At 65.9% G+C, this 22,608-nt stretch carries 29 protein-coding genes and 1 pseudogene; 7 read left to right on the top strand and 23 right to left on the bottom strand.

Going from position 1 to position 22,608, the window contains the following annotated elements:
• Positions 1-4: 4 nt before the first annotated feature.
• Positions 5-1,057, top strand: a complete 1,053-nt coding sequence (locus OKW52_RS12270; protein ID WP_264505960.1) for a DMT family transporter — start codon at positions 5-7, stop codon at positions 1,055-1,057.
• On the opposite strand, the gene ureG is transcribed toward OKW52_RS12270, so the two are convergent.
• From ureG to OKW52_RS12290, 4 genes are read right to left on the bottom strand one after another with little or no spacing between them, the layout of a single operon-like run.
• Positions 1,058-1,675, bottom strand: coding sequence for an urease accessory protein UreG (ureG, locus tag OKW52_RS12275; protein WP_406622252.1), 618 nt, complete (start codon positions 1,673-1,675; stop codon positions 1,058-1,060).
• The gene (locus tag OKW52_RS12280) at positions 1,672-2,310 is read right to left on the bottom strand and encodes an urease accessory protein UreF (protein WP_264505962.1); all 639 of its coding nucleotides are present in this window, start codon (positions 2,308-2,310) and stop codon (positions 1,672-1,674) included. The genes ureG and OKW52_RS12280 overlap by 4 nt, the downstream gene beginning before the upstream one ends.
• The gene (locus tag OKW52_RS12285) at positions 2,303-2,584 is read right to left on the bottom strand and encodes a YrhK family protein (RefSeq protein ID WP_264505963.1); all 282 of its coding nucleotides are present in this window, start codon (positions 2,582-2,584) and stop codon (positions 2,303-2,305) included. The genes OKW52_RS12280 and OKW52_RS12285 overlap by 8 nt, the downstream gene beginning before the upstream one ends.
• Positions 2,581-3,132, bottom strand: a complete 552-nt coding sequence (locus tag OKW52_RS12290) for an urease accessory protein UreE (protein ID WP_264505964.1) — start codon at positions 3,130-3,132, stop codon at positions 2,581-2,583. The genes OKW52_RS12285 and OKW52_RS12290 overlap by 4 nt, the downstream gene beginning before the upstream one ends.
• Before the next feature lie 71 nt (positions 3,133-3,203).
• Between OKW52_RS12290 and OKW52_RS12295 the strand changes: the two genes are divergently transcribed.
• Positions 3,204-3,518: a hypothetical protein gene (locus OKW52_RS12295; RefSeq protein ID WP_264505965.1), complete on the top strand. Its 315-nt coding sequence runs from the start codon at positions 3,204-3,206 to the stop codon at positions 3,516-3,518.
• A gap of 264 nt (positions 3,519-3,782) precedes the next feature.
• Here the strand turns inward: OKW52_RS12295 and OKW52_RS12300 are convergent, their stop codons facing one another.
• The 8 genes from OKW52_RS12300 to OKW52_RS12335 form a co-directional block, all read right to left on the bottom strand.
• On the bottom strand, positions 3,783-4,004 hold the full coding sequence (locus OKW52_RS12300; RefSeq protein WP_264505966.1) for a hypothetical protein: 222 nt from the start codon (positions 4,002-4,004) through the stop codon (positions 3,783-3,785).
• Positions 4,005-4,319: 315 nt separating this feature from the next.
• Positions 4,320-6,029, bottom strand: a complete 1,710-nt coding sequence (gene ureC, locus OKW52_RS12305) for an urease subunit alpha (RefSeq protein WP_264505967.1) — start codon at positions 6,027-6,029, stop codon at positions 4,320-4,322.
• 11 nt (positions 6,030-6,040) lie between these two features.
• A complete protein-coding gene (locus tag OKW52_RS12310) occupies positions 6,041-6,535 on the bottom strand; it encodes a GFA family protein (RefSeq protein WP_264505968.1) in 495 nt (164 codons plus the stop codon).
• Between the two features lie 3 nt (positions 6,536-6,538).
• On the bottom strand, positions 6,539-6,841 hold the full coding sequence (locus OKW52_RS12315; RefSeq protein WP_264505969.1) for an antifreeze protein: 303 nt from the start codon (positions 6,839-6,841) through the stop codon (positions 6,539-6,541).
• Entirely contained in the window at positions 6,841-7,146 is a 306-nt protein-coding gene (locus OKW52_RS12320; RefSeq protein ID WP_264505970.1) for an urease subunit beta, read from the bottom strand. Before OKW52_RS12320 ends, OKW52_RS12315 begins: the two co-directional genes overlap by 1 nt.
• 9 nt (positions 7,147-7,155) lie before the next feature.
• The gene (locus OKW52_RS12325; RefSeq protein ID WP_264505971.1) at positions 7,156-7,710 is read right to left on the bottom strand and encodes a HupE/UreJ family protein; all 555 of its coding nucleotides are present in this window, start codon (positions 7,708-7,710) and stop codon (positions 7,156-7,158) included.
• 10 nt (positions 7,711-7,720) lie between these two features.
• Positions 7,721-8,023, bottom strand: a complete 303-nt coding sequence (locus tag OKW52_RS12330) for an urease subunit gamma (protein ID WP_127103974.1) — start codon at positions 8,021-8,023, stop codon at positions 7,721-7,723.
• Between the two features lie 9 nt (positions 8,024-8,032).
• Positions 8,033-8,827: an urease accessory protein UreD gene (locus tag OKW52_RS12335; protein ID WP_264505972.1), complete on the bottom strand. Its 795-nt coding sequence runs from the start codon at positions 8,825-8,827 to the stop codon at positions 8,033-8,035.
• Between the two features lie 242 nt (positions 8,828-9,069).
• Here OKW52_RS12335 and OKW52_RS12340 point away from each other — a divergent pair, with 242 nt between their 5' ends.
• Together OKW52_RS12340 and tsaA are read left to right on the top strand one after the other, a co-directional pair.
• Positions 9,070-9,948: an HAD-IIA family hydrolase gene (locus tag OKW52_RS12340; protein WP_264505973.1), complete on the top strand. Its 879-nt coding sequence runs from the start codon at positions 9,070-9,072 to the stop codon at positions 9,946-9,948.
• A 29-nt stretch (positions 9,949-9,977) separates the two neighbouring features.
• Positions 9,978-10,394: a tRNA (N6-threonylcarbamoyladenosine(37)-N6)-methyltransferase TrmO gene (tsaA, locus tag OKW52_RS12345; protein ID WP_264505974.1), complete on the top strand. Its 417-nt coding sequence runs from the start codon at positions 9,978-9,980 to the stop codon at positions 10,392-10,394.
• Here the strand turns inward: tsaA and OKW52_RS12350 are convergent, their stop codons facing one another.
• The 8 genes and pseudogenes from OKW52_RS12350 to OKW52_RS12385 form a co-directional block, all read right to left on the bottom strand.
• Positions 10,395-11,903 carry an MDR family MFS transporter gene (locus tag OKW52_RS12350; RefSeq protein WP_264505975.1) on the bottom strand — a complete coding sequence of 503 codons (1,509 nt, stop codon included), beginning with the start codon at positions 11,901-11,903 and terminating at the stop codon, positions 10,395-10,397.
• A gap of 161 nt (positions 11,904-12,064) precedes the next feature.
• On the bottom strand, positions 12,065-12,529 hold the full coding sequence (locus tag OKW52_RS12355) for an RrF2 family transcriptional regulator (RefSeq protein WP_264505976.1): 465 nt from the start codon (positions 12,527-12,529) through the stop codon (positions 12,065-12,067).
• A 121-nt stretch (positions 12,530-12,650) separates the two neighbouring features.
• The gene (locus OKW52_RS12360) at positions 12,651-12,899 is read right to left on the bottom strand and encodes a hypothetical protein (RefSeq protein ID WP_264505977.1); all 249 of its coding nucleotides are present in this window, start codon (positions 12,897-12,899) and stop codon (positions 12,651-12,653) included.
• 145 nt (positions 12,900-13,044) lie between these two features.
• On the bottom strand, positions 13,045-13,371 hold the full coding sequence (locus tag OKW52_RS12365; protein ID WP_264505978.1) for an SH3 domain-containing protein: 327 nt from the start codon (positions 13,369-13,371) through the stop codon (positions 13,045-13,047).
• A gap of 95 nt (positions 13,372-13,466) precedes the next feature.
• The gene (locus OKW52_RS12370; protein ID WP_319800500.1) at positions 13,467-15,245 is read right to left on the bottom strand and encodes an adenylate/guanylate cyclase domain-containing protein; all 1,779 of its coding nucleotides are present in this window, start codon (positions 15,243-15,245) and stop codon (positions 13,467-13,469) included.
• Between the two features lie 33 nt (positions 15,246-15,278).
• The gene (locus tag OKW52_RS12375) at positions 15,279-15,968 is read right to left on the bottom strand and encodes a Crp/Fnr family transcriptional regulator (RefSeq protein ID WP_264505979.1); all 690 of its coding nucleotides are present in this window, start codon (positions 15,966-15,968) and stop codon (positions 15,279-15,281) included.
• Between the two features lie 64 nt (positions 15,969-16,032).
• Positions 16,033-16,641 (bottom strand): FecR domain-containing protein, encoded by a 609-nt coding sequence (locus OKW52_RS12380; RefSeq protein WP_264505980.1) that lies wholly within the window; start codon positions 16,639-16,641, stop codon positions 16,033-16,035.
• 86 nt (positions 16,642-16,727) lie between these two features.
• Positions 16,728-17,980: pseudogene (locus OKW52_RS12385) on the bottom strand (glycerate kinase type-2 family protein).
• Positions 17,981-18,128: 148 nt separating this feature from the next.
• Here OKW52_RS12385 and OKW52_RS12390 point away from each other — a divergent pair.
• The 3 genes from OKW52_RS12390 to OKW52_RS23300 all read left to right on the top strand — a co-directional run bounded on the left by OKW52_RS12390 (position 18,129) and on the right by OKW52_RS23300 (position 19,674).
• Complete coding sequence (locus OKW52_RS12390) at positions 18,129-18,437, top strand: Dabb family protein (RefSeq protein ID WP_264505981.1); 309 nt, start codon at positions 18,129-18,131, stop codon at positions 18,435-18,437.
• Positions 18,438-18,949: 512 nt separating this feature from the next.
• Positions 18,950-19,249, top strand: a complete 300-nt coding sequence (locus OKW52_RS12395; protein WP_264505982.1) for an SDR family oxidoreductase — start codon at positions 18,950-18,952, stop codon at positions 19,247-19,249.
• 20 nt (positions 19,250-19,269) lie between these two features.
• Positions 19,270-19,674, top strand: coding sequence for an ester cyclase (locus OKW52_RS23300; protein ID WP_406622254.1), 405 nt, complete (start codon positions 19,270-19,272; stop codon positions 19,672-19,674).
• Here the strand turns inward: OKW52_RS23300 and OKW52_RS12400 are convergent.
• Genes OKW52_RS12400 through OKW52_RS12410 form a run of 3 tightly spaced genes read right to left on the bottom strand, consistent with a single transcriptional unit; the run spans position 19,602 to position 22,561 of the window.
• Positions 19,602-20,513: a LysR substrate-binding domain-containing protein gene (locus OKW52_RS12400; RefSeq protein ID WP_264505983.1), complete on the bottom strand. Its 912-nt coding sequence runs from the start codon at positions 20,511-20,513 to the stop codon at positions 19,602-19,604. The genes OKW52_RS23300 and OKW52_RS12400 overlap by 73 nt on opposite strands.
• 24 nt (positions 20,514-20,537) lie before the next feature.
• The gene (locus OKW52_RS12405; protein ID WP_264505984.1) at positions 20,538-21,743 is read right to left on the bottom strand and encodes an NAD(P)/FAD-dependent oxidoreductase; all 1,206 of its coding nucleotides are present in this window, start codon (positions 21,741-21,743) and stop codon (positions 20,538-20,540) included.
• Positions 21,740-22,561, bottom strand: a complete 822-nt coding sequence (locus OKW52_RS12410) for an NAD-dependent epimerase/dehydratase family protein (protein WP_264505985.1) — start codon at positions 22,559-22,561, stop codon at positions 21,740-21,742. Before OKW52_RS12410 ends, OKW52_RS12405 begins: the two co-directional genes overlap by 4 nt.
• Between the last annotated feature and the right edge of the window lie 47 nt (positions 22,562-22,608).

A 22,608-nucleotide genomic window follows, 5' to 3' on the forward strand; every position in this document is an offset into this window, starting at 1 on the left:
ACCCATGCCCACCCCCTTGCTCCTGATCCTGACAGCCGCCGGTTTTGGCGCCTCGCCGCTGTTGATCGCGCTTGCCGTCGCCTATTTCCCGCCCTGGACCCTGGCGGCGCTGCGCTCGGCCTTCGCGCTGCCGTTGCTGCTGATCGCGGCCGGTTTCTTTGGCAGCGGGCTGCGCCTGTCGCGGCATGATCTGCTGACCGCCCTGGTCGGCGGTGTGCTGGTGGTGTCGATCCCCTTCGTGAGCATGGCGGCGGGCATGCAGTATATTCCCACCGGCATGGGCGGCATGCTCTATGCCACGATGCCGCTGTTCACATTGGCGCTGGCAGCATTTTTTCTGGCCGATGAGCCCGCGACGCTGGAGCAGGAAATCCGTATCGGCATCGGTATGGTTGGTGTTGTGCTGATCTCGATCCCGGCGATCCTGTCAGGCGGTCTGGCCGAGGCGGGTCTGGGCACGCTGCTGACGCTGATCTCGCCGCTGAGCTACGCGGCGGGCAACGTGTGGTTCCGTCGGCGTGAAAAGATGTCGCCGATGGTCCTGTCGGCGGGAATGTTCGCGGTGGGTGTGGTGACGGTCTGGCCGGTGGCGCTGCTGGTCGACGGGGCGGTGCAGGTCACGCCCTCGCCCTATGTTCTGTTGGTGCTGCTGGCACTCGTCGTTCTGGCGACGGTCGCGCCAAACCTGCTGAATTACGCGCTGGTGCGCCGCGCTGGTGCGAACCGGGCGGCCCTGGCGATGTTCCTGATGCCGGCGTTCAGCGTGATCTTCGGGATGATATTTCTGGGCGAACGGCTGCCGGTTCTCGCTTTTGGCGGTCTGGCGCTGGTGATCGCTGCATCGACTGCGCCGGTGCCGGGCTTTGTCCGCCGTCTTGCCAGAAAGCGCCGGTCAGCGGGCAACGGGTCACGGGGCGGCGGGCGGGGGCGCGGCCGCGGTCGTGGCCGGGGCCAGCGCGTCGGAGGTGTGCCGTTGTCGCCGGAAGAACGCGCGGAATTTCAGGCGCGGCGCGAGGCGCGGCAGGCCGCGCGCGCGCTGGCCCCGGTTGACGAGTGATCAGCGCAGCCGCAGCCCGCCTTCACGCTCCAGGAAGGCGATCACCGCCTCGATGCCGACCCCGTTGCGCACCTGCGCCATGACATAGGGCCGCTGGCCGCGCGCGCGGTGGGTGTCGGCCTCAAGCTGCGCGAGATCGACGCCAACGTAGGGCGCCAGATCGGTCTTGTTGACCACCAGCAGGTCGGATTTTGTCAGGCCGGGGCCGCGCTTGCGCGGAATGTCCTGCCCGGCGGCGGTGTCGATGACATAGATCGACAGATCCGCCAACTCGGGCGAAAACGTCGCCGCCAGATTGTCGCCACCGCTCTCGATCAGGATCAGGTCCAGACCGGGGATCTCAAGGCTCAGTTCAGCCACGGCGGCCAGATTGATCGACGCATCCTCGCGGATCGCGGTGTGCGGGCAGCCGCCGGTTTCTACGCCCTTGATGCGCGCCTCGGGCAGGACCTGTGCGCGGACCAGATAATCGGCGTCCTCGCGCGTGTAGATGTCGTTGGTGATCACCGCCATCGAGCAGCGGCTGGCCAGCGCACGGGCCAGTTGCTCGGTCAGCGAGGTCTTGCCGCAGCCGACGGGGCCGCCGATTCCCACCCGGAGGGGGCCATTCATGCTCATGTCCGAAAGATCCTGACGTCTTGGGTTTCGTGTTCAAAGGCGGCAAGGTCGGCAGCCAGCGCCGCCCCGCCGAGGTCATCAAGCGTCGCCGTTGCCGCACTGGCCGCAAGACTGCCCAGCACCGGTGCCAGATTGGCCAGAACCGTTTGTCCTGCAGTCTGGCCCAGCGGCACATGGCGTACAGCGATGGTGGTCAGGTTGCCTGCAAATCCTTGCAAGAACAAGGCGATAACCGTAGCGGGCGGCAAGGAAAGCGCCTGCGCCGCCTCACCCAGCGCGATCGGGAGCGCACGCGGGGGCAGGCTGCGACCGGTGATGCCCGCAACGGTCCGGGCAAGGGCGGTGCCCTGATCCAGCGTTTCACGCAGACGCTCGGCCGATGGCGCGAGGGCGCGGGCCAGAGCGTCGAGCGCATCAAGGTCTGTCCCGGGCCTGAGCGCCTGCGCCAGTAACACCGCGTCCTGCCACCCCGCGCCATACAGCAAGATGCCGGTAAGCCAGTCTTCAAGTGTGGCGGCGTCGTGGATCGTGCCGTCGGCGACCACCCGTTCAAGCCCATGGGAATAGGCAAAAGCCCCTGTCGGAAAGGCGGGGGAAAGCCATTGCATCAGGGTCAGCAGATCGGTGTCAGCCATCGAGCCGTTTGGCGACCTCGTTCACGTTCCCCAGCGCCACCAGCCGGACCTCGCGCGTCAGGCGCAGGGTAGGTTTCAGGCCGAAGAATACCGATCCGAGGATGAACAGCAAGGTGCCGGTTTGCGTGGTGTCGGGGCTGAGAAACAGGATCGATCCGACAATGAACAACCCCGCGGCCAGGAAATCAACCAATGTATAGGCGATCTCATAGGCGGCCCAAAGGCGCTCGTGCTCTGGCGAGAGGCTGCGGTTGGCGGGGTGGAACAGCGTCATTCAGCGGCATCTTCCGCATGCGGGTGATGATGTCCATGGTCATCATGTCCATGATGATGGTGTCCATGGGTATGATCGCCATGCGTATGGTGCGCTGCCGGACCATGGTCATGGCCCATCGTGCGACCTGTGCCATAGGCCCCGGATTCGGGTGCGAAGGGGCGCGAGGCCCGGGTGATTTGCGCGCCAAGACCGGTAAGCATTTTCTCCAGCACATGGTCTTCGCGGATCAGCAGATGATCGTGGTGAATTTCGCAGGGTGTATGCCGGTTGCCGATGTGCCAGCACAGGCGCGCCAGCGGCCCGGTGATCACAAGGACTGACTCTTCGGCGGCGACGATCTGAATGTTACGTCCGTCTTCCAGTTCAAACCCCCAGAAGGGGTCGAGATTGGTGACGGTGGGCAGGTCGACCAGAAAGCTGTCGCCCTGCACCGTTGTCAGCCGTTTGCGGCGGATCAGGCGGGCGTCATAGTCCAGCACCACGATGTCATGGGCCTGCGCAGGTTGTTGGGTCAGCAGTCGGGCGGCGGGGGGCAGGTCAGTCATCAGGGAATCCTCGTAAACGGTCCGTTTACCCTCGCAGGGCTAGAGTGCAGGTGCAAGCAAGGGAGGCGTCCATGCGCAGCGAGTCGCAGGCTGATGAACTGACCAGGGTCCGCGAAAGGATCACCGCGCTGCGGTCGCGTGAACGCGATCTGTGTGCGGCTTTGATCGCCGGCAGTGAGGACGCGCGACTGGGACAATGGAGCCGGGTCGAGGTGGTGGAGCGACGCGTGCGGATTTTTGACCACAATCTGTTGCCGCAGGTGCTGCGTGAAGACCCGCTGTTCTGGCGCGAACGGGTGCTGACCGAAGTGCGCTGCGACCGGCTGGGCGCGGGTCTGATGGGGGCCGATGACGCCGCGTTGATAGGGATGTCCCTTTTGAATTGAAGGGGTTGGCGCGTCCAAGCGGCGCGTTGGACAGGCGGGTTGCCAAAGCTGTAACCGGCAAGGCATGTCCGGGTGCCCGAAGGCGCGCGGGCTTGGTGCAGGAATGCTGTGCCGTTTGGCGTGCACAAAGTGCGGGCCAGACACCAGCGGCGGGCGCGCCCGAAGGCGACGCCGTCCGCGCCAGGGCGTGGGTGCATGCGGGACGCGACTGTGCCGGTGCGCTCAGCGCGCGGTCCCGCAGAAGCGGGGCCGCCTGCGCGGCGGTCAGAAGCCGATGCGGTCGCGGAAAACGTGGTGCACGATACGGTCGCGGCTGGTGCCGAGTTCGGCCAGTTGCGCGTCGGTCATCATTTGCAGACGCTCAATCTCATCCCGGCGCGAGCGGGCTTCAAGATAGGCGTTGAAGCCCTGGCCGAGCGTGGCGAAAAAGGCGTCGATCTGGGCGCGGATGCGCGGGGTGAAGTCGGTGGCGGAAATGAAAGCCATTTGAAAACCTCGTTTGCAGAGTTCTCTCCCTTGGGTTCAAAATAGGACACCGGGGCTGACATAACCACTGCTGGTTCGGCATGCGTGCTTTGCGGGTGCAGCATGGCTCATGCCGGGGGCGTGATGGCGAAGGCCGGCGTGATTGCAGAGGAAAATGGCGGCATTCGTGCTTGACGCCTGCCTGAAGACGACGTTTTCCCGTGTGAAGGCGCTTAGTTTGCCGCGATGCAGCGTAAGGCTGGCGGGATGGTGGGAAAAGCAAAGGGCGGCACGGGCATTGCCCCGCACCGCCCTCAGTCAACGTCAGGCTTGCGCTCAGAACAGGAAGTAGCGCTGCGCCAGTGGCAGTTCGGTGGCGGGCTCGCAGGTGAGCAGTTCGCCGTCGGCGCGGACCTCATAGGTCTCGGGGTCAACGTCGATACTGGGGGTGGCGAAGTTGAGCTTCATGTCGGACTTGGTCACCCCCCGGCAACCCTGCACAGCAACCAGCGATTTGCGCAGTCCGAGCGCGTCGCCAATGCCCGCGTCCAGCCCGGCCTGACTGACAAAGGTAACCGCCGAACGCTCGACCGCGCGGCCCAGTGCGCCGAACATCGGGCGCGAATAAACCGGCTGCGGCGTGGGGATCGAGGCGTTCGGATCGCCCATCTGCGCCATGGCGATGGAGCCGCCGATCAGCACCATCTCGGGCTTGGCACCGAAAAACGCGGGGGACCAGAGCACCAGATCGGCGCGTTTGCCGGTCTCGATGGAACCGATTTCACCGGCCATGCCGTGCACGATGGCCGGGTTGATGGTGTATTTCGCGATGTAGCGGCGGGCGCGCAGGTTGTCGTTCTCGCCGGTTTCATCGGCCAGCCGCCCGCGTTGCTGCTTCATCTTCGAGGCGGTCTGCCAGGTGCGGGTGATCACCTCGCCGACGCGGCCCATGGCCTGACTGTCCGAGGAAATGATCGAAAACGCGCCCATGTCGTGCAGGATATCCTCAGCCGCGATGGTTTCGCGGCGGATGCGGGATTCCGCAAAGGCGACATCCTCAGGGACTTTGCGCGACAGGTGGTGGCAGACCATCAGCATGTCGAGATGCTCTTCGATCGTGTTGATCGTGTAGGGCATCGTCGGGTTGGTCGATGACGGGATGACGTTCTGCGACGAGACCACCTTGATGATGTCGGGGGCGTGGCCGCCGCCCGCGCCTTCGGTGTGGAAGGCGTGAATGGTGCGGCCCTTGATGGCGTCGAGGGTGTTTTCGACAAAGCCGGATTCGTTAAGCGTGTCGGTGTGGATCATCACCTGCACGTCCATCTGGTCGGCCACGGTCAGGCAGCAGTCGATGGCGGCGGGGGTGGTGCCCCAGTCTTCGTGCAATTTCAACGCACAAGCGCCCGCAGTGATCATTTCAACCAGCGCATCCGGCTGGCTGGCGTTGCCCTTTCCAGCCAGGCCGATGTTCATCGGCAAGCCGTCGATGGCCTGCAGCATCCGTCCGATATGCCAGGGACCGGGGGTGCAGGTGGTGGCGAGCGTGCCATGCGCCGGGCCGGTGCCGCCGCCGAGCATGGTGGTCAGGCCGGAATGCAGGGCGTCCTCGACCTGTTGCGGGCAGATGAAATGGATATGCGCGTCGAAGCCGCCCGCGGTCAGGATCTTGCCTTCGCCAGCGATGATCTCGGTCCCCGGGCCGATGATCACATCGACGCCGGGCTGGGTGTCGGGGTTGCCCGCCTTGCCGATCACCGCGATGCGCCCGTCGCGCAGGCCCACATCGGCTTTGTAGATGCCGGTATAGTCGAGGATCAGCGCGTTGGTGATAACAGTGTCCATGGACCCCATCGCGCGGGTGATCTGGCTTTGGCCCATCCCGTCGCGGATCACCTTGCCGCCGCCGAATTTCACCTCGTCGCCGTACAGGGTCAGGTCGCGCTCGACCTCGATGATGATCTCGGTATCACCAAGGCGCACGCGGTCGCCGGTGGTCGGGCCGAACATGTCGGCGTATTGGGCGCGGGAGATGGCGTAGGGCATGAAGGCTCCTTTCAGACGACCCAGAGGCCGTGCGATGTGTGCCAGTCCTCGATCGAGGTGTCGGGATAGCGGGGAAATTCAGCGTCTTGCGGCCCGGCGTTGACCGGCACCCAGTCGGGTTTGGCGTCGAGCATCAGGTGGGTCAGCGCGGGCGCGGGCGGCAGCGGCGTGTCGAGCGCGCTGGCGAGCGGGTGGATGAGGTCCGGCCAGGTGGGATCATAGAGCCACAGGTGGCTGCCGCAGCGCGAACAGAAATGACGCTCGGCGGTCGAGTGGCGGGTTTCACCGTCTTCGGTGATGGTGGCGCGGTAAATTGCCAATGTCTCGCGGTTCTCGACCACCAGACTGTCGGCGCGGGCGGCGAGGTTGATCGCATAACCCCCGCCGCCGGTGGTTTTGCGGCACACCGAGCAATAGCACAGCTGGTAGGGCACCGGCGTGTGGCTGGTGACGCGAAAGCGCACGGCCCCGCAGTGACAACTGCCTGAGAGGGGGAGGCCGCTCATCGCTCAACCCGGTCCGCGTCGCGACAGGCTGCGGGCGTTCGAGCGGGTGCGCGTGGCGTAGGGTTTGAGCGCTGCGGCGGCCACGGCGAGCGGCGGTTTGGATCGGGTGAGGGCGGTGTGAATGGCGGCGCTGGATTCGGTGAAGGCGGCCATTTTCTCGGACACCATGCGCGCGGTCTCACCGTCGCGCAGGTTCCAGCCGCCCATCATGCCCAGCGTGCGCATCGCCACGACCTGCTGCGCCTGCATCAGCATGGTGCCGGTTTGCAGGGCAAGGCGCAGGGCGTCAAACGCGAAGGCGGCCATCACAGCGCACCCATGACTTTGGCGTTGAAGCCATAGACGGTGCGACTGCCCTGATAGGGGATCAGATTGACCTCGCGCGTTTGCCCCGGCTCGAAGCGCACGGCGGTGCCGGCGGGAATGTCCAGCCTCTGGCCGCGCGCGGCCTCGCGGTCAAAGCTGAGACCGGGGTTGGTTTCGGCAAAATGGTAATGCGAGCCGACCTGCACGGGCCGGTCGCCGGTATTGGCGACCGTGAGCGTGGTGACGGGGGCGTCGGGGTTGAGGATGATGTCGCCGGGGGCGGCGAAAATCTCTCCGGGGATCATGGCATGTCCTTACACAAGGGCCAGCGCAAGGCCCGCCAAAGCGGCGGCCCCGCCCAGCGAGCGCGTGGTCAGGGCAGAAAGGCTGCGCCCCATCGCGATACCCGCAGCATGTAGCGCGGCGGTGGCCAAAGCAAAGCCCGCCGCGTAAAGCACCATGCCGGTGGCCGGGCCTTCAGCGCCATGCGCCCAGCCATGGGCCAGACCGAACAGCGCGATCATCGGCAGGGTGGCGGCCAGCGGCAGGCGGGTGGCAAGGGCGGCCAGCACGCCGAGGATGACGATGGAGGCAAGGATCATCGGCTCGACCGCGGGCAGGGTGACGCCGACAAAGCCAAGGGCACCGCCCGCCAGCATCGCGCCGACAAAACCCAGCGGCATCGCCCAGAGCGCGCGGCCACCGGCCTGCGCGGCCAGCAGTCCCACCGCGAGCATCGCCAGCACGTGATCCAGCCCGCCCAGCGGGTGCGCGGCGCCATGGGCGAAGGTGCCAAGGTCATGGGTGCCGTGAGCCAGCGCCAGCGTGGGCGAAAGCAGCAGCATCAGGGCGAGGGGGAGTGCGCGCATGGGGAACCTCTTAGCGGATCGGGTGGTGAACGGTGACGAGTTTGGTGCCGTCGGGGAACGTCGCCTCGACCTGCACGGAATGGATCATTTCGGGGATGCCGGACATGCATTGCTCGGCGGTGATCACATGCGCGCCGGTTTCCATCAGTTCGGCCACCGGGCGGCCGTCGCGGGCGCCCTCGACGACGAAATCGGTGATCAGCGCGATGGCCTCGGGGTGGTTGAGCTTGACGCCGCGCGCCAGCCGTCCACGCGCCACCATGGCCGCAAGGCTGATCAGCAGCTTGTCCTTTTCGCGGGGGGTAAGGTTCATGCCTGTCTCCTAGATCTGCCAGACGCGGGGCAGGCTGCCAGTGTTAGCAGGTCGCAACACGGATACCAGCCGTGCGATCTGCCGTCTGAGCGGCCAGCCGTCGGCGGCGATCAGCCGCAGCGTCAGTTTTCCGTCGAACGCCGAGGCAGCACCGCGCACACCCGGCTCGTTCAGTGTGGCGCGCACCGGACCCAGCGCATCCTCGGCCCCCTGCGCGACCAGCGCGATCGAGGCAAAGGCGCGCGCGCCCTGCAGCGTGGCGGGGCCGGTCAGGGTGCCACCGTGCATTTTCAGCGGCTCGACCAGCACGGGCTTGCCTGCGCGCAGAATCTCGCGCCGGTCGGTCAGGGTGAAGTCGCGCACCGTCTCGCCCATCGCGGCGCGGCCCAGCACGATGGCCTCCAGCAGCAGACACTCGGCCTGCGGGCCCAAGCTGATGCGGGTGTGGCGGCGCAGGGCCGAGCGGTCGAAAAGGATGGTTTCCTGCGGCAGCCAGTCGAGCCTGCCGTGGCTGATATCCAGCGAGACGCTCATCTGCGCCGTGCCCTCGCTGGCGCGGTAGGCGCGCTCGGCGGTCTGGGTGGTGGCGGTGGTGTCACTGTCGGTCTGCAGGGCAAAGGACAGTCGGTCGCCGCCGGTCAACCCGCCGGATGTATTGAGAAAAACCACCTCAGGCCGCGCGCCGGTCAGCGGAATCGCCTTGGCCGAGCCTTGGGTATAAAGCCGCTTGAGCCGCCCGCCCGCCATCACGACATCGGCCGAGCCGCGCGTGCGCTGGTGAAGGGGCGGGGTTTGGGCGTTCATGGGATCTCCGTTCATGCAAGCTCAAGCTTGTGCGGCGGCTGGGTTCAAGACGGGACGAACGGCGGGCGTTTGCTGCTTTGGCGGGCATCGTGTAGATGCCTATGTCTTAGGCGCTTCGCTCAATTTCCGGGCGAAACGGGAAGCGGCGCCGACACAGTTCGCGCTTTCGCCGGATGCGGATTTTTGCCAGCATGGCGGGGAGTTTGCGGGGCCTTTGGTGCCCCTGACGGCGAGAGAGTGTGATGCAGCCAGATGCCCGCTGGGCCTTTGCCCGATACTGCGCGATTGCGCATCATTACCCCCGGCCCGGGCGGATCTTTCCGCCGTTCAGTGCCAGGATTGACGACCTGCGCGGCGTGATTGATCGCTATGACGGCTTCATTCTGGACGCGTTCGGCGTGCTGAATGTGGGCGACGGCGTGCTGCCGCAGGCCGTCGAGCGGATCGCGCAGATGCGCGCGGCGGGCAAGCGCGTGGTGGTGCTGACCAACGGTGCCTCGGCCACGCGGGACGAGGCGCTGGCGAAGTACCACAGCTGGGGCTTTGATTTCACCGCCGATGAGGTGATCGCCAGCCGCGATCTGGCCGGTGCGGCGCTGGCCGGGCGTGGCGGGGTCTGGGCGGCGATTGCCCCTGAAGGCGCCGGGTTCGACGACCTGCCGGGCGACGTGCGGGCGCTGGACGCGGGGTTGCTGGACAGCGCGGACGGGTTCTTGTTTCTGGGCTCGCAGGGCTGGGATGACGCCAAACAGGCGGCGTTGGTGGCGGCGCTAACGGCGCGTCCGCGCCCGGTGATCTGCGCCAATCCTGATGTGGTGGCCCCGCGCGAAGGCGGGTTCACCTGGGAGCCGGGGCATTATGCGGTGGATCTGCCGGTGCCGGTCGAGTTCTACGGCAAGCCGTTTGGCGGGGCGTTCGAGGCGGCGCTCAAGGCGCTGGACCTGCCTGCCAAGCGCGTGGCGATGGTCGGCGACTCGCTGCATACCGACATTCTGGGCGGGCGCGCGGCGGGGTGTTTTACCGTGCTCATCCAGTCGCACGGGTTCTTCAAAGGCGTCGATCCCAAGGCGTTCATCGCCGCCAGCGGGCTGGTGCCGGATTTCATCGCGGCTGAGACATGACGCACAAGCCGTTGAAACCGAATGAGGAAGTGACCGACGCCATCCTGGGCGCGGATGCCAGCCTTGGGTTCATTGGCCATGTCGAGACGCCTTACAAGACGCTCTCGGAGTGCCCCAAGCGTGTCGGAGCTGACGGGCCGGAGTGCGCGGTGGTGCTGAATGCGCCGTGGGATCGGGCCTTGCAGGGGATCGAGCAATTTGAGTGGATCGAGTTGTTCTTGTGGTTCCACAAGGCGCGCCGCGATCTGCTGATCATCGAGCCCAACCACGGCAACGGTCCGCGCGGCGTGTTCTCGCTGCGCTCACCGGTGCGGCCCAATCCGATTGCGGTGACGACGGTGACCCTGATCGCGCGGCAGGGCAACCGGCTGATCGTGCGCGGGCTGGAAGCGCTGGATGGCACGCCCCTGCTTGATCTCAAGCCGGGGCGGTGTCCGTTGGCGTAGTTACTCGGCCTGCGGTGCGGGCGTGCGGCCCGACAGCGGGATTTCGCGCAGGATCAGCGCGACGATCAGACCCAGCACACCGAAGGCCGCGACGACCCAGTAGATCGGGGCGATGGCGTCGACGATATGCGTGGCGATGCCGGCGCGGATCGCCGGGTCGAGCTGCGCGAGCGCCTGCGGGCCCATCTCGGCCGAGAAGTTCAGCCCGCCTGCCTGCGCGGCCAGCCGCGCGGTCATCATCGCGCCGAACATGGCGACCGCCAGCGAGCCACCGATCTGCCGGAACATGACGCCCGAGGACGTGGCCGTGCCCAGTTGCGCGCGCGGCACGGCGTTCTGCACGGCGGTGGTCAGCACCGGGAAACACAGGCCCATGCCAAAGCCGAAAAGCACGATCATGGCCGAGAAGCCCCAGGTCGACGTCTCGACCGAGATCTGCGCCAGCAGCACGCCGCCGATGGCAAGAATGGTCATGCCGACAATCGGCAGGATCCGGTAGCGCCCGCTGCGGCGCATATAGGTGCCCGCAACCGTGGTGGCGGCGACGATACCCAGCGTCATCGGGGCCAGCAGCAAGCCCGAGATCATCGGGCTCACGCCGCGCGCGACCTGCAGATACAGCGGCAGGAACGTCACCGCCCCCAGCATCGCCGCGCCGGTCAGGAAGCTCAGCATCGAGGTGGTGGTAAAGACGTTCAGATTGAACAGCTCAAGCGGCAGGATCGGTTCGACCGCGCGGCGCTCAATCAGGATGAACGCCACCAGCGCCACCAGCGACAAAGCACCCAGCCCATAGGTTTCCAGCGAATCCCAAGGCAGCGTATTGCCCCCCAGCGCGGTCATCAGCGTCACCGAAGCCAGCGTGAGCGACAGGGCCGCAGCGCCCGCCCAGTCGATCTTGTGCTTCTTGGTGGCGGTATGAGCCGGGAAGCTCATGGCGAAGCCGATCACGGCCAGAATGCCCAGCGGCACGTTGATCAGGAAGATCCAGTGCCAGCTGAACTGCTCGACGAAATAGCCGCCGATCAGCGGCCCGACCATCGACGAGATCGAGAAGACAGCCGCAAACATGCCTTGGATCTTGCCGCGCTCCTTGGCGGTGAGCACGTCGCCCACCACCGACAGGGCAAGCACGAACAGCCCGCCGCCGCCAAGGCCCTGAATGGCGCGCGAGACGATGAGGAACGTCATGCTGCCCGCCAGCCCGCAGAGCAACGAGCCGATCAGGAACAGCCCGACCGACACAAAGACCATGATCCGGCGGCCATAAAGGTCGCCCAGTTTGCCATAAAGCGGCGCTGCCACGGTCGAGGCGAGGATATAGGCGGTGACGACCCAGCTGAGGTGTTCGAGCCCGCCCAGATCCGAGACGATGGTGGGCAGGGCCGTCGATACGATGGTCTGATCAAGCGCTGCGAGCAGCAAAAGCGTGGCGACAGACGCGATGACCAGCCGGACCGACCGGACAGCGGTGGGGGTGACGTCTTGAGGCGTGGGGGAGGATGTCATGTTGAAAATACCAAACCTGAAATGCGAAACCGTCAGACGGCGCGCGGCCCGCGACACATAGTCCCGCGCGCCAGAGTCGATCAAGAGCGCGTAAGAATTTAATTTGTGAAGTTTTGTGTACGCGCGCGCGCCTGACGCTGCTGCCCATGCCAGCAGCGCCGCTAAGCGGTTCTGCGCACGTCCTGCGCGTTGCCGCCCCTGGTCAGTACGTCAACCAGCGCGGCGTTGCCGTCAATCAGGTCGTGCACCGTATAGCGGTCAAGGCTGCTGTAGAAGGCATCGAGCGCCTCGCACAGCAACCCTTTCAGCCGACAGACCGTGACCAACGGGCAGGTGTTGCGCTTGTCATCCATGCATTCCGCGAAGGGCAGATCAGCCTCGAACAAACGGATCACCGTGCCGACGCCGATCTCGGCCGCAGGTTTGGCCAGCGCGATACCGCCCCCGCGCCCCCGGCTGGTGGCCAGAAACCCGCCGCTTTCCAGTTGATTGACCACCTGCGCGACATGGTGAAACGAGGCGTTGCAGGCGCTTGCCACATCGGCGGTGCGCAAGCTGACGGGGAACTGCGTGGCGCAATGCATCAAGGTGCGCATCGCAAGATTGGTTCTAAGGGTCAAACGCATAAAAAAACTAGCCCTGCACGACGCGCAAATCTGCGCTTTGAATGCGGCTTTCTTAGCGTCTGATCGTGCGGCGGCCATGATCCAGATCAATCAAGGCCGCGCGTCGGCATGATTTGCGCTGTCAGGCGAAGGCGCGGGTTTGCGGGTCGACCGGGCGATAGGCGGCGTCCAGGAGGGGCGCTGAGCGCGGGGCCTCGCTTTCGGGCTGCGTCAGCGAGACGGTCGGCAGGGCCAGACCCGTGCCCGACGGGGCGGTGACGTGTTGGGCGGTGATCTGCTGCGCGGGGTCGATGCCGGTGTGGCTGGCAAGAGCGGCGCTGCCAGCAAGCTGGGCGGCAAGGATCAGGGCGGCAAGGGGGGTGCGATACATGGGGTGGCTCCGTGGGGTGTTGGGGTGGGTATGAGATCACCCTAGCCCCGCGTCGGCGTCCGCGCAGTTCCCGGGGGAACAGTGGCCAGCGGGCCGAATGAAAAAGGGCCCCCGAAGGGGCCCGCCGTTGCAAAGGTCTTGGCGGTCAATAGCGGCGGTACGCGGTGCCCTGCGCCGGGGCTTGATAGGCCGGGGCCTGATAGGCGGGTGCCTGATAGGTGCAATGTGCATTGCTTTCGGCGATGTAGCTGCCCGAGAGCCAGCCGTACTGACCCTGCCATTCGGCCCGGACCCAGCCGCTCTGCCATTCATAGGTCTGGATCACCGCGCAGCGCGGCAGGGTGGCGATGACAGCGTAATAGCTGCTCGGCCCGTCGCGAAAGTTGACACCGGCGGTGGTCCAGGCGTCCGAGGCAGAGGCGGCGGCGGGGATCAGGGAGAGGGCGGCGGCGATGAGTGCGTTGCGGATCATGGGCTTGGTTCCTTGTGCGGGTTGCGGCGTTGGTGCCGATGGAACCAACCTAACGGGCGCAGGCTGTGCGCTCAGTTCCCGGGGGAACACTGCAGTCAGGGCAGGGTAAAAACCTCAACCGGCCCGAATCCGCGCAGCTCCTGCAGGCCAAGGGCGCGCAAAGGCTGCGTGCTTTGCGCCGCGGCGGCGGGGCCGATGATCACGGCGGGCCCCAGCGCCTTGCCCGCCGCCTCCAGCCGCGCAGCTAGGTTAACGCAGGCACCATGCGCGGTGTAATCGATGCGCGCGCCCGAGCCGACATCGCCCAGAATCGCCGCGCCGGTCTCGATCCCGATGCGGGTTCGGCCCAGACCGAGGCTGGCGCGCAGGGCCTCGGTCTGGGCGACGATCTCGGCGGCGGCCCGAAGGGCTGCGTCGACATGGCCGGGCTGGTCCAGCGGCGCGTTAAAAAGCGCGTGGACCGCATCGCCGACGATTTTGTCGATCATCCCGCCGTGGCGCAGAATCACCGCGCAGACCACGGTGAAATAGCGGTCGAGGGCGTCGATCAGGGCTTCGGGCTCCAGCGTGACGGTGGCGGCGGTGAAGCCTTCAAGATCGGTGAAAAGCGCGGTGACGATGCGCCGTTCCCCACGCAGACGCAGCAGGCCGGGATCATTGGCCAAGCGCGCGACGACGACCGCAGGCAACAGCTGGCCCATCCGTTCGCGCAGGGCGCGCTCGGCCCGGGCGGTGAGTGCGGCTTGCAGCAGGATCGCGGCGGTGGCGGAAAAAAGCAGCGCGAGCGCGGGCATAAACGGATCATAAAGACGATTGGTGGCAAGATGAGTCGTCGTCGCGGTCCCGGTCCAGACCAGCGCAAGGGCAAGAGCAAGGGCAACCCCGGTCAACGGGGCAAGGCGCGGCAGCAGGACCGCAAGGATGAGACCGGCAAGGGCGAGGGCGGCTGCCTCGACCCAGGGCGCGCTGGCGGGGCGCCAGGGGAGCTGGTCGGCGATCAGGTCGGCGGTCAGATCGGCGGCGATCTGGACGGACGGATAAAGCGGCCCCAAGGCGGTGGGGCGCAACCCGCCACGTTGCGGCACGGACGAGCCGACGATGACCACGCGGTCGGCAAGGTCGGGAACAGGGCCGCTGAGCAGGGCAGCCGCGTTGAGCGTGCGCGCTGCGCGCATCGCGGCGGGGCGCGGGCGCAAACGCAGCGTGCCGTCCCTGTCCAGAGGCACGGCACGCGGGCCAAGATGCAGGCTCAGCGCGCCACTGGCATCGGCTGCGAGAACCACGGCTGAGGGGGCGCGCGCGCGCCGGGCCAGCTCTACCGGAAGCGACGGCCAGGCAAGGGTCGCAACGGTGACGGCGGCGGGAACACGGCGCACGCGGGCTTCGGTGTCGCCGGGCAAGGACAGGCTGGCAAGGGTGACCGGGTCGGACAGGAAGGTTTCACAGGGGGCTTCCGCCCCCGGCGCGCTCCACAGCCGCGTGCCCGCATCGCCGCCAAGGGCCAGCGCGGGGGGCGGGCCGGGCAGGGCCTCGGACTGGTTGGCGAGCAGGAAGCCAAGGACGGTCGCGCTGCGGCTGAGCGTGGCGGTAAGCGCCAGATTGGCCGCGGTTGGCGCGCAGTCCCCTGCAAAGACCACGTCCCAACCGACGACGCGCGGTGACGCCTCGGCCAGCCGTGCCGCCAGCCGGGCCGAGGCCGCGCGCGACCACGGCACACCGGTGTCATCAGCGCGCGGGATATCGATGACGGTGACGCCTGGCGTCGGCGGTGCAGGGACCAGAACAAGCAGGGCATCCAGCGCCCGTTCTTGCCATCGAACCAGCGGCGCGGGTTGCCACGCGATCAGCGCCGCCAGCGCCAGGCAAAGCCCCAGCGCCCCCCTCCGGCCAGCGGACGGCGCGGGGTTTCAGCCATCCGATCCGGCCTCGGCCCGCAGCCCGGCTACATGGCACCGCCAGCTGCGTCCGTCGTCAATGATCAACCCTTCGTCGCGGAAATCCTGCAAGACGCGGTTCACCTTGGGCCGGGTCGCGCCCAGAACGGCGGCCAGCTCTCCTTGCGACAGGCCCAGCGAAAGCCCGGCCTCCTCGGGAATATCGGCCCCGTGCAGCTGTTCGAGCGTGATCAGCAAGAACCGCGCGACCCGCCCGCGAAGCTGATAAAGCGCAATGGATTCAAGCTGCAACGTGGTGCTGCGCAGCATGCCGGACAGATGCGCCAGCGCCGAGCGGTAAAACCCTGTGTCAGCCTGTGCCAATGTGTGAAACGCGCTGCGATCCAGAACAAAACCACTGACAGCGCCCACGGCCGTGGCATCGGCCGAACGCGGGGCACTGTCGAACAGCGCCATCTCCCCCAGAATTTCACCCGGTTCAGAGTGGCGCAGCACCAGCTCGCGCCCGCCCGGCGTGACCAGCGAGATCCGCACTCTCCCGCTTTCGAGCGCGACCAGCCAATCGCCGGGGTCATGGCGTTGAAACAGCAGCTCTCCATTGCGCCAATGGCGCGCGCGCGCTGTTGCGGCGACGGCATCAAGCGCATCCGGGGACAACCCCGAAAAGAGCGCGAAGGATTTCCAGAACCCGCGATTGCGCATGCCGTCCCCTTTGGTGCGGCAATGGTGCCGCAGGCGGCATCCGGCGTAAAGCCCTCAGGCGGTGTCAGTCGCGCGACAGGCCGAGGCTGGCGAAGGCCTCGTCGATGCGCGCCTCGCCCCATAGGGTGACCTCGGACGGTGCGCCGTCGGACAGGGTGCATCCTTCGCCCGCATTCAGCAGGCGGGTCACGCCGGCATTCGACACGCTGACCTGTCCGCGCTGGACAAAAACCGCATAATCGCCCCGCGACCAACCGACGAAGAACCGTGTGCCGCGCACACCGATCTCGCCGAACGCGGTGACAAAGCGTGCGTCCAGCGCGGGCAAATCGTCTGGCCGGTCAAAGACCATGGCGCCGCCGACACGTATGGTGCCGCCGATCTCGGACAGGAAAGTGGCCAGTTCAATGTGGCTGTTGGTGCCCAGTGCAATGCGGGTGCGCTCGTCGAGCAACAACAAGGCAAGCCCGCTGTCACCCGTCTCTGCGGTGTCACCGTCCTGCAACGCGAGGCCCGGCGCCAGGGGCAGCCTTTGGCCATCGCGGATCAGATCGCCCGGGCCGGTGGTTTCCAGCACTTCGCCCAGCCGCGATGGGGTGCTGGCAAAGGCCGGGAGGGACAGCGGCAGGCCGGCCGCTGTCATAAGTAGCGTGCGGCGGGAAAAAACGGTCATGAGGCGCCTCGATTCAACAAATGGTAAGAAATGTGGCGTTCAACTAGCATGTGTGGGCGCGAGCATGACGTTCCCAGCGGAACCCGTCAAAGGGGTTCGATCAGGAGCGCGCGGAAATCGTTGACATTGGTCAGGGTCGGGCCGGTGACAACCTGCGCACCCACGCGGGCGAAGAAACTGTGGGCGTCATTCTGGGCCAAGGCGCTCTCGGCTGCGGCGCGCTGGCCATTCAAAATGTCGGGGCCGATCAGGGCCCCGGCGACCTCGGCTGCGCCATCGACGCCGTCGGTGTCACAGGCAATGGCGTAGATACCGGGTGCGCCGTTGAGGGCAAGGGCCAGGGCAAGGCAGAACTCGGCGTTGGGTCCGCCGATGCCATCACCGCGGCGGGTGACCGTCAATTCGCCGCCTGAGAGCAGGACCAGCGGCGCTTCCCCTGGGGAGAGCGTCATTTGCAAGGCAAGGGCTTGGGCCGCCATCGCGCGCGCAACGTCCCGCGCTTCCCCTTCGAGCGCGTCACCAAGGTGACGTGCCTGACACCCGTGAGCCGTCGCCAGCGCGCCAGCGGCGGCAAGCGACTGCGCAGGGGCTGCGTAGATCCGGTTTTCTACCCGCGACAGGCGCGTGTCGCCGGGGGGATCACGCCGGTCGGACGATTGAGCGCGTCTGTCACCGCCGGCGGGACGCTTACGTGCCAGCGCGCCAGAACGGCGCGGGCGTCCTCGGGCGTCGATGGATCGCCCACGGTCGGACCCGACCCGATAAAGGCCGGATCATCGCCGGGGACATCAGAGATCATCAGCGCCAACATCTGCGCAGGATAGGCAGCCGCCGCCAGCTGGCCACCCTTGACCCGGCTCAGGTGTTTGCGCAGCGTGTTCATCTTGTCAATCGGCGCACCAGAAGCGAGGAGGGCGCTGTTAACCGCCTTCTTCTCGTCCAGCTTGATGCCCTCACACGGCGCAATCAGCAGCGCAGACGCCCCGCCCGAAATCAGGGCGAGCACAAAGTCATCCGCGCCCAGCCCGTGCAGAAGGTCGAGCATCCGGGCCGTCGCATCGGCGCCAGCCTGATCCGGCACCGGATGCGCAGCTTCAACGATTTCAATGCCCTGACAGGGGCGGCCATAGCCGTAGCGGGTGATCACCAGACCTTCGCAGGGGCCCCATTCGGCCTCGACCGCCTCGGCCATGCGCGCGCTGGCCTTGCCCGCACCGACCACCACAACCCGGCCTGCGGGTTTGGGCGGGAGATGAGCCGCGAGCGAGCGCATCGGGTCAGCAACTTCGACCGCCCGGTCAAACAGGGCGCGCAGCAGTGGCACAGGGGACAGGGGCATCGCGACTCCTCTTTTCCGTATCATGGCGCGCGCAGGGCACGAGGGAAAGGCCCCGGCTTGCGTTGAGAGAGCGCGGCGATAACCGGCTTTCGCTGACGGGCAAAGAATGGCAGGCTCGGCAAGGCTTTGCGATTGAGAAGGAAAAACCGTGATCCGTCATAGTGTCTTGACTAAATTCAAACCAGAAACGGATGAAGATCTTATCGCGGCTCTTTATGCGCAGCTCTCTGCCCTGGTCGACAGATTGCCGGGTGCGCATGGTTTTGTCGGCGGCCGATCAGAAAGCCCGGAGGCATTGGAGAAAGGGTTTATGCATGGCTTTTTCATCGATTTTGACAGTTGGGCCGATCTGAAACTGTATGCCGAACACCCCGGGCATCTGGCCATCGCTGCCCGGTTGATCGACAGCGCGATTGGTGGTGTCGATGGTGTTCTCGTCTTTGATTTGGCTGCGTGATCAGTGCCTTATGAGGTCACGTGTGGTCGTGGCTGCGCAGGCTGTCCCGGACACCCCAAACCGCTCTGTTTTAAGCTGATCTTAAGATTTGAATCGCACACTGGTAATTGCGACGGAAGGAGGGTGTAGCGCTTTTGGCAGGGTCGCATTGGTTGCGGGGGTGCACGCGGGCAGGGGCGTGCAATCGCGATGGATTTATGTCGGGATAACAGCGTAGGGGGCTTTTGACACTGTCATTGCCGCGGTGATCGAGCGGTTCGGACGGTTGTATGGAATGGTAAATAACGCAGGCGTTGCTCGAAAAAGGCGTCTCGGCAGAAGAATTGCACGGCATCTGGGAACTGAATGGTGTCGGACCTGTTTCGCTGCAGGCGTCGGCCTTAGCGTATCTCCATCCGGGGGCTGCGATTGTGACTATCTCTTCGGTCAATGCGGTGCTGCCACGACGCGGTGCGGCGATGTTCGGGGCGAACAAGGCAGCACTGGAGCTGTAGACGCAGGGGAGGGCCAAAGTGCTGGGCAGCAGGCACATTCGCGTCAACGCGGTGGCACCGGGCGCGATTGATCTGCCCGGCGAGCCGCGCGAGGCGGGTTTGGGTGCGCAGTTTGTCAGCCAAACCGCGTTGGGTCGTCTGGCGATTCCGCAAGACGTGGCGCGTGTGGTTTCGTTCCAGTCCGGTGAGGCCGCAGGATTTGTCACGGGTGCGGTTATCATAGTGTCCAGCGTTATCGGTCGTGAACGCGAACGCAGAGCAGACCAGAACGGCGCAGGGCCTGTCGGCCTTCTTATGCCAGCGACGTCGCGATTCTGAAGGCGCAGGATTGGGACCGCTTGGGTGATGTTGCGCATGGCGAGGTTGAGCACAATGGGCGACGCTTGGGTCTGGGAGGATACCGGTCGATGCTGGAGGGTGACTTTCGCGCGATACCGGATCTGTGTTTCGGTGTGAGCCAGATGGTGTCTGAGCCGCCGCCTATCGCTGCGCGGCTACATTTTGAGAGCAGGCTAGCGGGTGGCCTGTTCGGCCTGCCGGTTCACGGCAAACGCGTGCAATTTGAGGAGAGTGTGTTTCACACGCTTGCCCACGGAAGACTGCGCTGGGTGGGGCCAGTGATCAATGAGGCTGCGATTGCGGCACGCAGGGCTGAGTACTGTGGTCAGGATTACGGAAGGCGTGTCCAATCCTCGCCCGTGACCCAGTCGCAAAAGGCGGCGACAGATTTCAGGCGGCGGTGAGCGCGCGGCACGACAAGGTAGAAGCCGGGGATCTGGGCTGCGGGCATGCTGCGCAGGGCATCGGGCCCGAAAGGGGCGATCAGACTGCCGGTGGCCAGATCTTCAAGCGCGTCGATGGTGGAGACGAGGCCGACACCAAGGCCCGCCAGCGTGGCGCGGCGCATGGTGGCGGCGTCCTGAAAACGGATGTCGGCGGGTTTGCTGCGGGCGTCGACGCCCAGATGGGTCAGGACGTTTGACCAGAGCTCGGTAGAGAGAACCGGGTGCAAGAGCGGCAGGTCGAGCAGATCGGCGGGGGTGGAAAGGCGCGCTGCCAATGCGGGAATGCAACAGAGGATCTTGGGGTCGCGCATCAGCAACACGGGCTCGAACTTCCGCCAGTCGCCAAAGCCCCACTGGATCGCCACATCGACGTCGTCGGCGATGAAGTCGGGCAGATCGACCATGGTTGTCAGGCGCAGATCGGCGTCGGGGACGATGGCGCGGAAGCGGGCGATGCGGTCGAGCAGGAAGCGGGTGGCGAAATAGGGGCTGGCGTTAACGTTGATGCGGGTGCGCTGGGTGGTTTTGGTGACGCGGCGCACGCCCTCTTCGAACTCGTTGAACCCGGCCTGTACGTAGTGGGAAAGCAGGATCGCCTGTTCATTGGGCTCGATGGTGCGGCCCTTGCGGTCGAACAGCGGGGTGCCGAGCGTGTCTTCCAGCAGTTTGATCTGCTGGCTGACCGCCTGCGGCGAGACGCGCAGCTCGTCCGCAGCGCCGCGAAAGCTTTTGTGCCGCGCGACGACGTGGAACACGCGCAAGGCGTTCAGGGGCGGCAGGCGGGCGTCGCGGCTCATCGGGGGCTCATCGGCGGGTGCGCATCAGATCACCGCTTTTTCCAGGAACGGGCGGTTTTCCGCGATGCGCTCATAGCCGACTTGCGTGAAATCGAGGCTGCGGTAGGCACCATAGGTGATCAGCTCGGAGACGGCACGGCCAACGGCGGGGGATTGCTGCAAGCCATGGCCGGAAAATCCGTTGGCGAACAGGAAGTTGGTGACCTCGGGATGGCGGCCGACGATCAGGTTGTGGTCAAGGGTATTGTAATCGTAATGCCCGGCCCATTGGTTGATCACCTTCATCGCCTCGAAAGCCTCGGACCTTTCGGCCAGCGCGGGCCAGATGATGTCCTCGAATTCTTCATAGCGCGGGGTGAAATCGTCAAAATCGACGGCGGGGTCGTCGACCGGCACGGCGCCGGACAGGAAATAGCGCCCCTCAGGCCGGATAAACACGCCCGAGGTGTCGATCATCAACGGCAAGCGCCCCCCGGCGACACGGGCCGAGCCTTCGGGCGATTTCGCACAGTCCAGCACAAAAAGCGTCCGCTTGCGCGGTTCGACCGGGACATCCAGCCCAGCCATGCGCGCGGTCAGTCCGGCGCGGGGGCCGGAGGCGTTCACCACGATGCCTGCCCTGATCACCGCGCCGGATTTCAGCGTGACGCTGCTGATTGAGCTGCCGTCGCGGGTGATCGCGGCCACTTCATCATGGATCAGATCGGCACCTTGCGCGCGGGCCTTGGCGCGGAAGCCGTTCATCAGCCCGGTGTTGTTGAACCAACCCTCGCCCGAGCGCCCGTAAGAGGCCAGCACGATGTCATCGACGCGCAGATGCGGGAAAGCATCGGCCAGCTCGGCCTGCGACCAGAGCACCGTATCGGCCCCGCAGGCGCGCTGGACGGCGTGGTTCTCGCGCAGGATCTGGGCCTGCGCATCGGTATTGGCCAGAAACAGATAGCCGGATTCGTGAAAGTTCAGGTCGGGCCGGTCGTCGCCGACCTGCATCACCTTGGCGAAGTCGCGGATGAAGCTGAGCCCGAACTGGCTGATCTGCACGTTGATCGGGTTGGAGAACTGGGTGCGGATCGACGACGCCGACAGCGCCGTCGAGGCCTGGGCGAAACGTGGGTCGCGTTCGACCACCAGCACCGAGCCGGTGAAATCGGGGTTGGCGGTCAGGAAATACGCCACCGACGCGCCGATCACCGCGCCGCCGACGATCACCACGTCATAGCTGTCTTTCATTTCGAGGGCTCGTCGTCAGGGTGCGGGAAATCGACATAGGCGCCGCCAAGGCAACGGGTCGAAGGGGCGTCGGGGTCTTGCACCGGCACTGTCGCCTCGATCCGGGCGCGGTGGGGTTCGGCCGACTCCTGCGGGCGGTAGCCGAGGTGATTGGCCAGCCGGTTGTCGGTGACTTTAACCTTGTTGTCGGACATGCCGAACACGACCGTGTGGCCCACGCGCGGGGCGGTCAGCGCGTCACTGACCAGACGCACACAGTCATTGTAGGTCAGAAAGGACCACAGGTGGCGGCGGTCGGCGGGCTCGGGGAAGGACGAGAAGATGCGCACCATGACGCTCTCGACGCCGAACTTGTCCCAATAGAGGCTGCCGAGATCTTCGACAAAGCATTTGGACAGACCGTAGAGCGTGTCGGGGCGGTGGGGCGAGCGGGCGTCGATGTGGCTTTCCATCTGGTGAAAGCCGATGGCATGCACGGACGAGGCATAGACCACGCGGCTGACGCCGTGTTTGCGCGCGCCCTCATAGATGTGGTACGAGCCGCGGATCGAGCTGTCGAGCACCTCTTGCCACGGTTTCTCGACCGGCGCGCCGCCGAAATGCACAATCATGTCAACGCCCTCGCAGGCGGCGATGACGGCGTCCATATCGGCCAGATCGCAGGCGACCATCTCTTCATTGGCTTGCAGGTCGCTAACCGCAACGCGGTCCAGCAGGCGCAGTTTGCGGGCCAGCGGGGCAAGGCCGCGGCGCAGTTCGCGGCCCAGATTGCCCGCCGCGCCGGTGATCAGAAGGGTGTCGAAACGCGGGTTGGTCATGGGATTTCCTTACAGATGTGTGGTGCCTTGGTGCGCCTGCGGGGCGG

This window comes from Pararhodobacter zhoushanensis (assembly GCF_025949695.1).
GTDB lineage: Bacteria > Pseudomonadota > Alphaproteobacteria > Rhodobacterales > Rhodobacteraceae > Pararhodobacter > Pararhodobacter zhoushanensis_A.

Bases quoted from the DNA above. Each gene is read 5' to 3' on its own strand.
- OKW52_RS12295 (WP_264505965.1), top strand. From the start codon at position 3,204: ATGCGCAGCGAGTCGCAGGCTGATGAACTGACCAGGGTCCGCGAAAGG.
- OKW52_RS12410 (WP_264505985.1), bottom strand. From the start codon at position 22,561: ATGACCAACCCGCGTTTCGACACCCTTCTGATCACCGGCGCGGCGGGC.
- OKW52_RS12340 (WP_264505973.1), top strand. From the start codon at position 9,070: ATGCAGCCAGATGCCCGCTGGGCCTTTGCCCGATACTGCGCGATTGCG.
- OKW52_RS12350 (WP_264505975.1), bottom strand. From the start codon at position 11,903: ATGACATCCTCCCCCACGCCTCAAGACGTCACCCCCACCGCTGTCCGG.
- OKW52_RS12355 (WP_264505976.1), bottom strand. From the start codon at position 12,529: ATGCGTTTGACCCTTAGAACCAATCTTGCGATGCGCACCTTGATGCAT.
- OKW52_RS12400 (WP_264505983.1), bottom strand. From the start codon at position 20,513: ATGAGCCGCGACGCCCGCCTGCCGCCCCTGAACGCCTTGCGCGTGTTC.
- OKW52_RS12285 (WP_264505963.1), bottom strand. From the start codon at position 2,584: ATGACGCTGTTCCACCCCGCCAACCGCAGCCTCTCGCCAGAGCACGAG.
- OKW52_RS12330 (WP_127103974.1), bottom strand. From the start codon at position 8,023: ATGAACCTTACCCCCCGCGAAAAGGACAAGCTGCTGATCAGCCTTGCG.
- OKW52_RS12290 (WP_264505964.1), bottom strand. From the start codon at position 3,132: ATGACTGACCTGCCCCCCGCCGCCCGACTGCTGACCCAACAACCTGCG.
- OKW52_RS12315 (WP_264505969.1), bottom strand. From the start codon at position 6,841: ATGGCCGCCTTCGCGTTTGACGCCCTGCGCCTTGCCCTGCAAACCGGC.
- OKW52_RS12325 (WP_264505971.1), bottom strand. From the start codon at position 7,710: ATGCGCGCACTCCCCCTCGCCCTGATGCTGCTGCTTTCGCCCACGCTG.
- OKW52_RS12335 (WP_264505972.1), bottom strand. From the start codon at position 8,827: ATGAACGCCCAAACCCCGCCCCTTCACCAGCGCACGCGCGGCTCGGCC.
- OKW52_RS12300 (WP_264505966.1), bottom strand. From the start codon at position 4,004: ATGGCTTTCATTTCCGCCACCGACTTCACCCCGCGCATCCGCGCCCAG.
- OKW52_RS12270 (WP_264505960.1), top strand. From the start codon at position 5: ATGCCCACCCCCTTGCTCCTGATCCTGACAGCCGCCGGTTTTGGCGCC.
- OKW52_RS12405 (WP_264505984.1), bottom strand. From the start codon at position 21,743: ATGAAAGACAGCTATGACGTGGTGATCGTCGGCGGCGCGGTGATCGGC.
- OKW52_RS12365 (WP_264505978.1), bottom strand. From the start codon at position 13,371: ATGATCCGCAACGCACTCATCGCCGCCGCCCTCTCCCTGATCCCCGCC.
- OKW52_RS12360 (WP_264505977.1), bottom strand. From the start codon at position 12,899: ATGTATCGCACCCCCCTTGCCGCCCTGATCCTTGCCGCCCAGCTTGCT.
- OKW52_RS12320 (WP_264505970.1), bottom strand. From the start codon at position 7,146: ATGATCCCCGGAGAGATTTTCGCCGCCCCCGGCGACATCATCCTCAAC.
- ureG (WP_406622252.1), bottom strand. From the start codon at position 1,675: ATGAGCATGAATGGCCCCCTCCGGGTGGGAATCGGCGGCCCCGTCGGC.
- ureC (WP_264505967.1), bottom strand. From the start codon at position 6,029: ATGCCCTACGCCATCTCCCGCGCCCAATACGCCGACATGTTCGGCCCG.
- OKW52_RS12310 (WP_264505968.1), bottom strand. From the start codon at position 6,535: ATGAGCGGCCTCCCCCTCTCAGGCAGTTGTCACTGCGGGGCCGTGCGC.
- OKW52_RS12280 (WP_264505962.1), bottom strand. From the start codon at position 2,310: ATGGCTGACACCGATCTGCTGACCCTGATGCAATGGCTTTCCCCCGCC.
- OKW52_RS12375 (WP_264505979.1), bottom strand. From the start codon at position 15,968: ATGCGCAATCGCGGGTTCTGGAAATCCTTCGCGCTCTTTTCGGGGTTG.
- OKW52_RS12380 (WP_264505980.1), bottom strand. From the start codon at position 16,641: ATGACCGTTTTTTCCCGCCGCACGCTACTTATGACAGCGGCCGGCCTG.